Origin of the sequence: Neisseria sp. HMSC069H12, assembly GCF_001812735.1 — a bacterium.
Lineage (GTDB): Bacteria > Pseudomonadota > Gammaproteobacteria > Burkholderiales > Neisseriaceae > Neisseria > Neisseria subflava.
In genome coordinates this window covers 15,881-16,095 of the sequence record NZ_KV810290.1, presented here as the reverse complement: position 1 = coordinate 16,095, position 215 = coordinate 15,881, and the positions used below count along the sequence as shown (strand labels likewise).

The 215-nt window shown below is 59.1% G+C and carries 1 pseudogene; it reads left to right on the top strand.

The features are described from left to right. Window positions 1-12 precede the first annotated feature (12 nt). A pseudogene (locus HMPREF2872_RS12150) lies at window positions 13-215 on the top strand (type IV pilin protein); the annotation flags it as partial.

The window sequence follows — 215 nt, the reverse complement described above, 5'->3', positions numbered from 1 at the left end:
AATGCGCGCTTTATGGAGCAGTTCTACACGAAAAAGGGCAGCTTTAAGCTGACGTCGACGAAGTGGCCGGAGCTGCCGGTGAAGGAGGCGGGTGGTTTCTGCATCAGGATGAGCGGTCAGGCTAAGGGGATCTTGGAGGGGAAGTTTACCCTGAAGGCGGTGGCGTTGGACAGGGAGGCGGAGCCGAGGGTGTTGCGCTTGAACGAGTCGCTGAC